At 44.0% G+C, this 11,407-nt stretch carries 8 protein-coding genes; 5 read left to right on the forward strand and 3 right to left on the reverse strand.

Going from position 1 to position 11,407, the window contains the following annotated elements; all coding sequences use genetic code 11:
* Positions 1-375 precede the first annotated feature (375 nt).
* Positions 376-873: a hypothetical protein gene (locus tag LU297_RS03820; protein WP_263077092.1), complete on the reverse strand. Its 498-nt coding sequence runs from the start codon at positions 871-873 to the stop codon at positions 376-378.
* 21 nt (positions 874-894) lie between these two features.
* On the reverse strand, positions 895-2,478 hold the full coding sequence (locus LU297_RS03825) for a peptide chain release factor 3 (protein WP_263077093.1): 1,584 nt from the start codon (positions 2,476-2,478) through the stop codon (positions 895-897).
* Positions 2,479-2,631: 153 nt separating this feature from the next.
* Between LU297_RS03825 and LU297_RS03830 the strand changes: the two genes are divergently transcribed.
* Together LU297_RS03830 and polA are read left to right on the forward strand one after the other, a co-directional pair.
* Entirely contained in the window at positions 2,632-3,459 is an 828-nt protein-coding gene (locus LU297_RS03830) for a lysozyme inhibitor LprI family protein (RefSeq protein ID WP_263077094.1), read from the forward strand.
* A 260-nt stretch (positions 3,460-3,719) separates the two neighbouring features.
* Positions 3,720-6,614 carry a DNA polymerase I gene (gene polA / locus LU297_RS03835; RefSeq protein ID WP_263077095.1) on the forward strand — a complete coding sequence of 965 codons (2,895 nt, stop codon included), beginning with the start codon at positions 3,720-3,722 and terminating at the stop codon, positions 6,612-6,614.
* 524 nt (positions 6,615-7,138) lie between these two features.
* Here polA and LU297_RS03840 read toward each other — a convergent pair.
* The gene (locus LU297_RS03840; RefSeq protein ID WP_263077096.1) at positions 7,139-7,660 is read right to left on the reverse strand and encodes a cytochrome b; all 522 of its coding nucleotides are present in this window, start codon (positions 7,658-7,660) and stop codon (positions 7,139-7,141) included.
* A 198-nt stretch (positions 7,661-7,858) separates the two neighbouring features.
* On the opposite strand from LU297_RS03840, the gene LU297_RS03845 reads away from it, so the two are divergent.
* The 3 genes from LU297_RS03845 (at position 7,859) to LU297_RS03855 (ending at position 11,348) form a co-directional block, all read left to right on the forward strand.
* A complete protein-coding gene (locus tag LU297_RS03845; RefSeq protein WP_263077097.1) occupies positions 7,859-8,827 on the forward strand; it encodes an efflux RND transporter periplasmic adaptor subunit in 969 nt (322 codons plus the stop codon).
* A gap of 178 nt (positions 8,828-9,005) precedes the next feature.
* Positions 9,006-9,728: a response regulator transcription factor gene (locus LU297_RS03850; RefSeq protein ID WP_263077098.1), complete on the forward strand. Its 723-nt coding sequence runs from the start codon at positions 9,006-9,008 to the stop codon at positions 9,726-9,728.
* A 42-nt stretch (positions 9,729-9,770) separates the two neighbouring features.
* Positions 9,771-11,348: a sensor histidine kinase gene (locus LU297_RS03855; protein WP_263077099.1), complete on the forward strand. Its 1,578-nt coding sequence runs from the start codon at positions 9,771-9,773 to the stop codon at positions 11,346-11,348.
* Positions 11,349-11,407 lie beyond the last annotated feature (59 nt).

An 11,407-nucleotide genomic window follows, 5' to 3' on the forward strand; every position in this document is an offset into this window, starting at 1 on the left:
TGTGGACAAACCAAACGAGCGATTTGCTCAAACAGCAAAAAGACAAAAAAAGACAGCCTAAATCACTAGGCTGTCCAAATAGCGACTTATATCAAAGATAAGTTACGCTATTATAAACAAAAATTAGCGTAAAGTCGGTAAAATTTACCCATCGTAACAATTTTATACAGATGATAAAGCCAATGGGTATGGGGTGCGTTGGTATTGGTTGTTTTATGAGCAGTTGGCAGTTCTAAACTCTTGATAAAATGCTTTATCGTCATAACTTGGCGGGTTTAATTGGTTCGTTATACACCCAAGTTTCAAAATCAGACAATGAACCTTATTCTAATAGGAGTGTAAAGAAAGGTTTTTGTCAGTCAAAGGGTAAAGTTTTCATTTTTTCTGACCATTATCATACACCCATCGACGACAATCATCATATTGATAAAAACCGACATACAACCTTATATGATATAAATTGTCAAAATTATAATCACCCACCGATATGGCATTTTCGCCCACGCAAAACCGCCTTTTAAAAGAATGACTGCTGGTGTCGTAGACAGATAATTCTGTGTCAGAAATTTTTTGAATGTTTTTTAGTAGCGTTTCAATATCGCTTACTTTGGGATTATGATAATGGTAGGAAATGCTAATGGATTTTGCATCAGTCTTTTTATAATCCTCTCGTTTATCAAATTGGGGCAAGCCAATGGTAATGGTGTCTAATATGTATTGCAATTCGATTTTCTTTTTATCATAATCTAGTTTGATAGGCTTATGAAATTCAGCATTTTTAAACCTATCCACCCAAGAATAAATCATGATGGGCAACATACAAGCCAAAACAGCGGCGATAAAAACACTACGAATCACTGTTTTGATTTTCATATTACCCAATTCACATTCATATCAATGCTCCCTCGTACTTCTAAACTCCACCTCAGGATAGCGTTCTTGCATTAACTGCAAATTAACACGGCTTGGGGCAAGGTAGGTCAAATAACCACCGCCATCAAGCGACAGCTGGTCGTGGGCTTTTTTCTTAAATTTTTCAAACGCCACTTTATCATCACAATGTACCCAGCGGACGGTGGCAATAGAAATCGGTTCAAAGGCACATTGCACCTTGTATTCTTCTAGCAAACGATGAGCCACCACTTCAAATTGTAGCACGCCCACCGCCCCCAAAATCAGGTCGTTATTGATTTGGGGCATAAAGACTTGGGTTGCTCCTTCTTCGGATAATTGTTGCAGTCCCTTTTGTAATTGTTTGGATTTTAAAGGGTCTTTTAGCACCACACGGCGAAACAGCTCTGGGGCAAAGTGCGGAATGCCTGTAAAATTAAGGGTTTCGCCACTGGTGAAACTGTCGCCAATCTGAATCGTGCCGTGATTGTGCAAGCCGATGATGTCGCCAGCATACGCCTCTTCAAGGCTTTCACGGTCGCCTGCCAAAAACATCAACGCATCTGATACTCGCACTTCTTTGCCGATACGCACATGGTTTAATTTCATACCTTTTTCGTACTTGCCAGAGCAAATCCGCATAAAGGCGACACGGTCTCTATGTTTGGGGTCCATATTGGCTTGGATTTTAAAGACAAAACCTGTGAAATTGGGTTCGTCTGCTTTTACCACTCGCTCCACGGCATTGTGGTCTTTGGGGGCTGGGGCGTATTTGGTTAGGGTATCTAGCACCATATCCACGCCAAAATTGCCAAGGGCTGTGCCAAAGAGTACAGGCGTTTGCTTGCCTGCCAAAAACTCATCAATATCCCAATCGCCAAACGCCATTTCGGCAAGCTCCACCCCTTCCAAAAACTCATTCCAAAGTAGCTCGCCAAGTCGCCCCTTAATCTCATCGTGGTCGTAGCCGTCTAGGGTTTCAATGTCGGTTAATTGCGTGCCAAAGCCTTTTTTGTATAGATAAGTTTTGTTATCAAAAAAGTTATACACCCCCACAAAATCCTGCCCCATACCAATGGGATAACAAAACGGCACGCATTTGATTTTTAGTACGCTTTCAATTTCATCAAGTAGGGAGAGCGGATTTTGGATTTCACGGTCCAATTTATTGACAAAACTGATGATGGGCGTATCACGCATACGGCAGACTTCCATCAGTTTAATGGTGCGTTCTTCCACGCCCTTTGCCCCATCAATGACCATCAAGGCACTATCAACGGCGGTCAAAGTGCGGTAAGTATCTTCACTAAAATCAGCGTGTCCGGGGGTGTCAAGTAGGTTTACCATACAATCGCCATAAGGAAACTGCATTACCGAAGTGGTAATCGAAATACCCCGCTCCTGCTCCATACTCATCCAGTCGGAGGTGGCGTGTTTGTCAGTTTTTCTGGATTTTACCTCGCCTGCGGTTAAGATGGCTTTGCCCCACAAAAGGAGCTTTTCGGTCATTGTGGTTTTGCCTGCGTCAGGGTGGCTGATGATGGCAAAGGTGCGGCGTTTTTGGATTTGATTGAGTGTGTTTTTCATAAAATAATTAACAGATTTATCTAAATAAAGTCGAATGAATTATACCATAAATCAACTTCATTGAACACACCCAAAGAGCGTTGCTGTTGGCTTGATTTTCTGGATAAATTTGCTTAAAATTGCACCATCGGATTACACAGATTGGGAAATATAATGCAAGCAAAAAATTGGTGGTATATTGCTCTTGTTGTCGCAGGGAGTGTTGTCTTGACTGGCTGCCCTTTTGACAAACACACAGGGTGCAGCGATGAAGAGGGACTGGCTGCATTAAAAGAGATAATTCTTGAAAGCACCAATAAAGAGCTGACGGAACGACTGGGTGCAGAACAAAACACTGCCATCAAAAATGCTCTTGAATCCATCAATTTTGATGTCATTGGCGTTCGCACCATTGACAAAAGCTCAAAAAATACCCAAGTATTTTGTGAAGCCACACTACAAACCTCCCTGCCAAATACATTGCTTGCCAACGCTGATGAAGCCTTGAAGCTTGATGGTAGCAGCCAAACTGCACAAGAGATTCTAAACAGTAACTCTTACCAAAATAATGACGACGGCACTTTTGACTACGAAATTGGCTACACCTTACAGCCTAGCGATGATGGCAAATGGATTTATGCCCAGCTAGACAAAGGTCAGCCTGCACAAGGGCTGACAGATATGCTTTATTGGAGTCTATCCAAAGAACAAATCGCCACAAAAATCCAACAGCAAAACGAGCAAGAAGCTGCCGACCTAGAACAGGCGAACGCCAATTATCACGCTGCTGTCGCCCGCATTAACCGCACTTGGAACTCGCTAGACCCCTATATTCAAGATATGCTACGCCCAGAACAAAAGTCCATCAACAACCAGCGAGAAGCAGAGTGCCGAGCCGAATCATTAGGCGTGGACGGTTCATTTGCCGCCCAAGAAATCTACCGTCTAAATTGTGAGGTTGAACGCCTAGACAGTCGCAACGAGGAGCTTGGCTACTACTAACATTAGCCAGATGGTTTTTAAATTTGATATCTTTAAACCTGATGGTAAAACAAATCAACATTCAAGCTGTTTTTGTCAATAAGAATCTCTTCAAAAAACAAAAACAGCTTGTTATTTTATCCATAACGCCAAAGAAATCTATCAAGAAAATTATCAAAATATTTAAATAAAAATTTAAAATTTATCATCATAAAATTTTAAAATATCGCCCAAAATGTGCTATACTGGTCGTCAATAATTATGATGATGAACCAAATTTGATGACCGCAATGAACAATTATCAACAAATTCCCAATCTTGCTCACTTTGACACAAGCAATATCGACACATCTGCCGCTCCTGTGGTGCTGGTCGATGGTTCTTATTATTTATTTCGCTGTTTTTATGGTCTGCCACCCTTATCCAACAAAGACGGACTGCCCACCAATGCCGTGCGTGGCGTGCTAAATGCCCTAAACAAGCTCATCAAAAAATACAAGCCTGCCTACATGGCGGTCGCTTTTGATACCAAAGCCCCAACCTTTCGCCACGAATTATCGGAGGCTTACAAAGCACATCGCCCACCGATGGAAGATGATTTGCGAGTACAGATTCCTTATGTGCATGAACTGATTAAACAGCTTGGCATTCCCCTCATCACCATTGATGGCTATGAAGCAGACGACATCATCGGTACACTGGCTCATACCGCTTGCCAGCACAGACTGCCTGTCGTCATCTCAACAGGCGATAAAGACATGGCACAGCTTGTCAATGATTGCGTCATCTTAGAAGACAGCTTTACTGGCAAAATCACCGATAAAGCAGGTGTCATCGAAAAATTTGGGGTGCAAAATACCCAAATTGCCGACTACCTAACGCTGATGGGCGATGCCTCTGACGGCATTGCAGGAATTCCAAAAGTAGGACAAAAAACCGCCGCCAAACTGCTTAATGATTATGGCGATATTGATGGTATTTTGGCAAATATCGAACAAATCAAAGGCGTGGTTGGCAAAAACATCAAAGAGCACCAAGATACCATTCCGCTCAATCGTACGCTGGCAACCATCGTAACCAATTTGGATTTGCCCATTGGTTTTGAAGACATCAAGCTGGGCGATGCTAATGACGATGCCAAAGAACAACGCTTGACCAGTTTGTTAAGTTTTTATCAAAAGCTAGAATTCCGTCAAGAAATTACTGCCGTTTCAGAACAACTTGCCAAGCTAAACTTAGACCCACAGCACAGCACGCCAGTCGAGCAGACAGACGACCAAAATGATGCTGGCATCGTACCAAGCCTGCCTGCCGACACCGTGCAATATCACACCATCAGCACCGCACAAGAGCTTGATGATTTGGTTGCCACGCTGGCACAATCGCCCTATTTTGCCATCGACACCGAGACAACACACCTAGATTGGCAACAAGCATCATTGGTGGGTGTCAGCATCAGCCACACCCATCATCAAGCATACTACATTCCCATCAATCATGTTGATGATTTGGGCACAAGACACGATGGACAGCTTGATGAAAACACGGTTTTGGGTGCTTTAAAGCCGATTTTACAAAACCCTGCCATCGGCAAAATCGGTCAGCATCTTAAATACGACACGCATATTTTTGCCAAATACGGCATTGATTTGCTTGGCGATATTCACACCCAGCCTGACAACTGGCACATGGACACCATGTTGGCAAGCTATGTGATTAACGCTGCTGCCACACGGCACAATATGGACGACTTGGCAAAACACTATCTAAACACCACAACCACCACCTTTGAAGAAGTGGCAGGCAAAGGAGCCAAACAAATCACTTTTGATAGAGTGGACATCGATACAGCCAGCCACTATGCCTGTGAAGATGCGGATATTACTTTTAGATTATTTACGATATTCTCACAATATCTTGCCAATGACCATGCTGCCTCCAAGCTACTTCATCGTCTTGAAATACCCACCGCCAAACTATTGACCCAGATGGAGCGGGCGGGTATTTTGATTGATATTGATATGCTAAGCAAATTATCACATCAATTTGATGAAGAAATTTTGGCATTAGAACACCAAGCTCACACTTTGGCGGCAGAGAATTTCAACCTTGCCAGCCCAAAACAGTTGGGCGAAATTTTGTTTGAAAAACTTGGCATTGCAGGCGGTAAAAAAACCAAAACAGGACAGTATTCCACCTCAGAAGCCGTTCTATCCAAAATCGACCACCCGCTGGTTGAGACCGTTTTGGCACATCGTAGCTTATCAAAACTAAAAAGCACCTACACCGATGCACTTGCCAAAGCTGCTGATGACGCAGGGCGAGTACATACCAGCTATCATCAGGCATTGACCAGCACAGGCAGACTGTCGTCATCTGACCCAAATCTACAAAATATCCCCATTCGCACCGATACAGGTCGCCTGATTCGTCAGGCATTCATTGCACCAAAAGGTCGTGTGATTTTGGCAGCTGACTATTCACAGATTGAACTTCGACTGATGGCACATTTTAGTGGAGATGAGCGATTGATTGCCGCCTTTAATGATGGGCTAGACATTCACACCGCCACCGCTGCTGAAATCATGGGTAAATCACTTGATGAAGTAACCAGCAATGAACGCCGTGCTGCCAAAGCGGTCAATTTTGGTCTGTTGTATGGCATGAGTGCCTTTGGGCTTGCCAAACAATTAGGTGTGGATAGAAGCACCGCCCAAGACTACATCAAACGCTATTTTGCTCGCTATCCTGCAATTCATGACTACATGGAAAACACCAAAAATCATGCAAAACAGGCAGGCTATGTAAAAACCTTATTGGATAGAAAACTCTACTCGCCAGACATCAATAACAGCAACCGCATGATAAAAGAGGCTGCCGAACGAGCCGCCATCAACGCCCCGCTTCAAGGGTCGGCAGCTGAGCTGATTAAACTTGCGATGATTGCGGTGGATAAAGTATTGCCCAAAGAGCACGCCAAACTATTGCTACAAGTCCATGACGAGCTGGTGTTTGAAATTGATGCCGATAAAGCACAAGAGATTGGCACACTCATCAAAAATGCCATGCAAAATGTACTGACCGACACCGCCAAAACGCTTGGCTGGACGGTGGATTTTGCTGTACCGCTGCTTGTCGAGATTGGTACAGGTGATAATTGGGACGAGGCTCATTAACACCCCAAGCCCAACATCAAAAAAAACCGCTTGTTTTGCCCAGTTTTGGACATATTAAACAGGCGGTTTTTTTGATAAGTGGTACATCATCAATCATCGATAAAATCAAAGCCATGCATCATCTGCAAGCTCATTCATCGGCTGTTTGGACAATAGGTTGTTAAAAGTTAGCATTAAGAAAAACCGTTCGTGATAAGCTAAGTTTCAGCCATCAAGGGTTTCACCACTCTTGGGCAAGTCTTTGAGCGAACACAAAATCCAGCATGAAAAAATCTCATAAAAAACAACGGGTCAGACCAAAAAGCCTAACCCGTTGTTTTTCCAAGATTTTACCAAAAGTAAAATCCGTATCCTTACCAACCTTCCTTGAATAGCACCTCATCCCTGCCCTGCTCCATCAGGGTTCTCCATTGCTATGAGGCGTATTATGCTGGATTTATGCCAAAATAAAAAGACGCAAAAATCGTCAATCCATGTAAGAAATTTCCTACAAATCTACCATCAGCATACCACATACTTTGGCATTAACGCATTCTGGCAAGCAGATTGTCTTTTTTGACAAATTGATGATACAACGCCGCACCGATATGTAGCACCACTAATGCCAATAAAGCATTCCACATCAACCCACGATGCACACCCATCAAAGTACGAGCCAAATCACGGTTTGCCTCAGCCGCCCCTGCTATCTGAAAAATACCAAAGACATCAACGCCATAACCGCCAAAATATGCCGACAAAAAACCAGTTACAGGCATGCCAATCATCGCCACATATAACGCCAGATGCGTCAAGTGCGATATGGCAGTTTGCCACGCTGGCATCGGCAGAGCAGCAGGTGCTTTGCTAACAACACGATTGATGAGACGAAGTAGCGTCCAAATCAAAAAACTAAAACCCACCGCTTTATGCAAACCGATAAAATCCTCGCCTTGCTCCACCAAAAACCAAGCTGTCACAATCAATAATGCACCCACCCAGTGAAACAGGCGAGCGGCCAGATTGTATTTTTGAATTTGCATTGCATTTGTTGCTAGCTGTGTCATCATATCACCAAAAAAATAAGCCATAATTGCGATTATTCTATCAAGCCAACCTTAATTTTTGATAATAAGATTGTAGAAATTTTGTATATTTATTCAGCAATACGCATTAAATACGCATTGATGATTAGGCGGGTCGATTGGCAAGCATCAAAATATGTTAAAATGCTGTTTGTTGTACTTAGTTGATTGATTGATTTTATGAACCATTTTGCCTTGGGCGTATGCCTGATGATGCTTGCTTGCCTGCTGTCATTGACCGCCTGCAAACCAAAATCCGCCACGCCATCGCACGACACGCCCATCACTCTTAGCACCGACCAAGTCGCCAGCGTCAAAATGACTCGCTATCAGCCCAGCTTAACTTTGGCTGGCACCATCAAGCCACATCGCAGCCAACGATTGCACATGCCGTTTGATGGCAAGATTCTCTACATCGCCAAAACAGGTACTCATCATCAAGCAGGCAGCCCATTGGTGCAGATTTTGCCAATTCATCAGAGCGACATTCAGATGCTCACCACGCTCAAACAGTACGATGCACACAGTCAAAGTTATCAGCTGATGGTCGATTTTGATGGCACGATTGACCAACAATTTGTCCAAACTGACGATGAAGTGCTTGCTGAAAGTACGCTATTAAATGTGGTTGATACTAAGACACTTGACATGGTCAGCCTTGCTCCTGTCAGCATAAAATCATATTTGCACATCGGTACAACCGTGCAGCTGAACACCCAAAACACCCAGCAAGGTCATTTTTCAGGGCAAATCAGCCAAATCGATGAAGAACAAAATCTGCTCAAAATCCACATTCGTATCAAACCAAAACCCGACCAAGCACCACTTGCTCTTGGGCAATCAGTCTATGGCAGCCTAGACTATGGGCAATCTGCGGTGGCTGGACTTGTGCCATATCTTGCCATCAGCAATGAGCAAGGCAAATCTTTATCATTGGCACAGTTTCACCCACCTCGCCCTGCCCTGCCTGTCAAAGGTTACATTTGGCTCATCAAACAAGACCATACTTTGCACAAAAAATTGGTCGATGTCATCGAATATCGTCAAGCGTCCAATCAATTTTTGGTCACAGGTGTCAGTGAAGACAGTCTGGTCGTTACCACACCGCCAAACGATGCACTTGATGGGCGTACTGTCAGACTGCACTAAACGCACGATGTCAGCTTGCGTTACATTATTGCTGACAATTTGCCAAAATCACGGATTTGTGTGCCAATTGGCAAAAAATAATGCAAATCACTACAATTTTGTGCTTGCCAAGCTGTACAAATATTGGCAAGATATAGCAATTAAACAGTTATCCGATAAAAGCAAGATAAGGCTTAACATGAATAAACAAATTTTATTGATTGAAGACGATCCAGATTTGGCAGAATTGATTAGCGACTATCTGTCGATGAACTACTACGAAGTACACCATGCTGCCACAGGGCAAATGGGTCTGGATATCCTAGAAGCCAAAGAACGAGAAATCAGCCTGATTGTGCTGGATTTGATGCTACCTGACATGGATGGCATGCAAGTTTGCCAAAAAGTGCGTTCATCAAAAAATACACTCATCAACAAAGTGCCAATCGTAATGCTGACCGCCAAAGGCGACACCACCGACCGTGTTTTGGGCTTGGAAATGGGTGCAGATGATTATGTCGCCAAGCCCTTTGAGCCACGAGAGCTGTTAGCTCGCATTCGTGCAGTATTGCGTCGCCATGAAACGCCCAACCAAGCAGATGCCAATTTGGGTAGTCTTAGCTTTGGTCGCTTATCGGTATTTCCCGACAGCCATGAAGTGACCATCGATGAAAAGCCTGTGCGTCTGACCACACACCAGTTCCAACTACTTCATTATTTTGCCACTCACGCTGGCAAAGTGCTAAGCCGTGAACAGCTGTGGCAAGCAATGCCAAATGATGACAGCTCTGAGAATATTGACCGTGCCATTGATGTGCACATCTCTCGCCTGCGTGCCTTGATTGAAGACAATCCACGCCAACCAAAACGCATCATCACCGTGCGTGGCGTTGGTTATCAATTTGCAACCGATCAGGTCTAATGAGACATTGGCGTGCCAATCGGTACGCCTTTTTGGTGTTTTATGCAAAATCAACATGGTAAATTCGGCTTTCGTTCTGTGGCGGCACGCTTATTCATCAGCGTGTTTTTGGCGTTAATCACTTTTACAATTGCATTCATCTTACTATCCCAATTTGCCCACAATAATTCAGATGCTGCTCGCTCTCGTGCCATCGCCAGCCAGATTCTAAGTCAAATAGACCCATTTTTGATTGAAGCTGAAACACTCAGCAGCCAAAACAACCTACTACAAGCCAGATTTTCTATGGTGGTCATCAAAAAAAGTTTTGATATTTTTGATGAAAGCCTTAGTGCCAAGATTGGCTTATACGCTCCTGATGGTCGTCTCATCTTACAAACCGAAGACACCGAGTTGCCACAGCAGCTACCACCCAACCCGCCTTGGCTAAGCACTTTGTTTGCCCCAAGTCCGCCTCATACCACCATCACCAACCCACTGGGTTACACCATTTGGTATGAAAGTCGCACACCGCCAATCCAGCGACCTTTATCAGGCTGGTTTAACTTATTTTCTGGGACGATTTTACTGTTGGTCATCATGTCGGCGGTGCTGTGGTGGATTTCACACAACATCACTTGGCGTATCAATCAGATGAGCCGTCAAATTGGCAGATTGGGCGATGGTGATTTTAGCGTCAGGGTCAGCGAAGAAGGCAATGATGAGATTGCTGCTCTTGCCTATGGCTTTAACCAATCTGCTCAAAAAATCGAACAACTCATCAATGCCAACAGCCTGCTTTTGGCACACGCCTCACACGAATTTCGCACCCCCATCACTCGCATTCGCTTGCAGATTGAGATGATGGACATGCTGGCTGCCAAACTAAGCGAGGAAGATAAAGCCAAATTTGACAAACGAGCTTTTGCCATCAACCGTGATTTGACGGGGCTAAATGACCTTGTCGAGAGTATCCTGCTGATCAGTCGCCTTGATGCAGGACACGCCCTACAAGCCACCGAGCAAGTTGATTTGTATGAGCTGGTTCGCCAAGAATGCCAGCATTATCCAGAAGCCAGTCTTGCTGCCGAAGCCATCGTTTTGCCCGCTCAGCCTAAGCTATTGACACATCTGGTTCGCAATCTGCTTAATAATGCCATGATTCATGGCGTGCCACCCGTACAAGTCTATCTATACGGTGTCAGTACACCTGACGATGCCCAACTCATTCCACAGGCACTCATCGACTGCATGAACGATGACTGCACCAGCGATGTCTTGTTTGAAAATACGTCAGATGATGAGGATAATACCCACAAAAAAACCGCCTTTTTAAAACGGTTTGGCAAAGATAAACCCAAAGAAAAGCCTAAGCCAAATTTTGCCGTACTGTCTTTCATCGATCAGGGCGATGGCATTGCCGAAGACAAACGCCAAGATATTTTTAGCCCCTTTGTTCGTCTAAAACAAGAGAAAAAAGGCTCAGGATTAGGCTTATCATTGGTATCGCAGATTGTCGAAGCCCACAACGGACAAATCTATACCGACACCTATCAAGGCAAAACTCGATTTGTGGTCATCTTGCCCACCAAGCCCAAAGCCACCTTTGATGACACCACCGACAAATCCGCCACAAAATAAACCAACGATTTTGTCAATTTTGTGCTATATTATGAGGTTTTAAATTTTATCACCTCATC

This window comes from Moraxella nasicaprae, assembly GCF_025643275.1.
Lineage (GTDB): Bacteria > Pseudomonadota > Gammaproteobacteria > Pseudomonadales > Moraxellaceae > Moraxella > Moraxella nasicaprae.

Coding starts and splice junctions, on each gene's coding strand:
- LU297_RS03820 (WP_263077092.1), bottom strand. CDS start 873: ATGAAAATCAAAACAGTGATTCGTAGTGTTTTTATCGCCGCTGTTTTG.
- LU297_RS03825 (WP_263077093.1), bottom strand. CDS start 2,478: ATGAAAAACACACTCAATCAAATCCAAAAACGCCGCACCTTTGCCATC.
- LU297_RS03830 (WP_263077094.1), top strand. CDS start 2,632: ATGCAAGCAAAAAATTGGTGGTATATTGCTCTTGTTGTCGCAGGGAGT.
- polA (WP_263077095.1), top strand. CDS start 3,720: ATGACCGCAATGAACAATTATCAACAAATTCCCAATCTTGCTCACTTT.
- LU297_RS03840 (WP_263077096.1), bottom strand. CDS start 7,660: ATGACACAGCTAGCAACAAATGCAATGCAAATTCAAAAATACAATCTG.
- LU297_RS03845 (WP_263077097.1), top strand. CDS start 7,859: ATGAACCATTTTGCCTTGGGCGTATGCCTGATGATGCTTGCTTGCCTG.
- LU297_RS03850 (WP_263077098.1), top strand. CDS start 9,006: ATGAATAAACAAATTTTATTGATTGAAGACGATCCAGATTTGGCAGAA.
- LU297_RS03855 (WP_263077099.1), top strand. CDS start 9,771: ATGCAAAATCAACATGGTAAATTCGGCTTTCGTTCTGTGGCGGCACGC.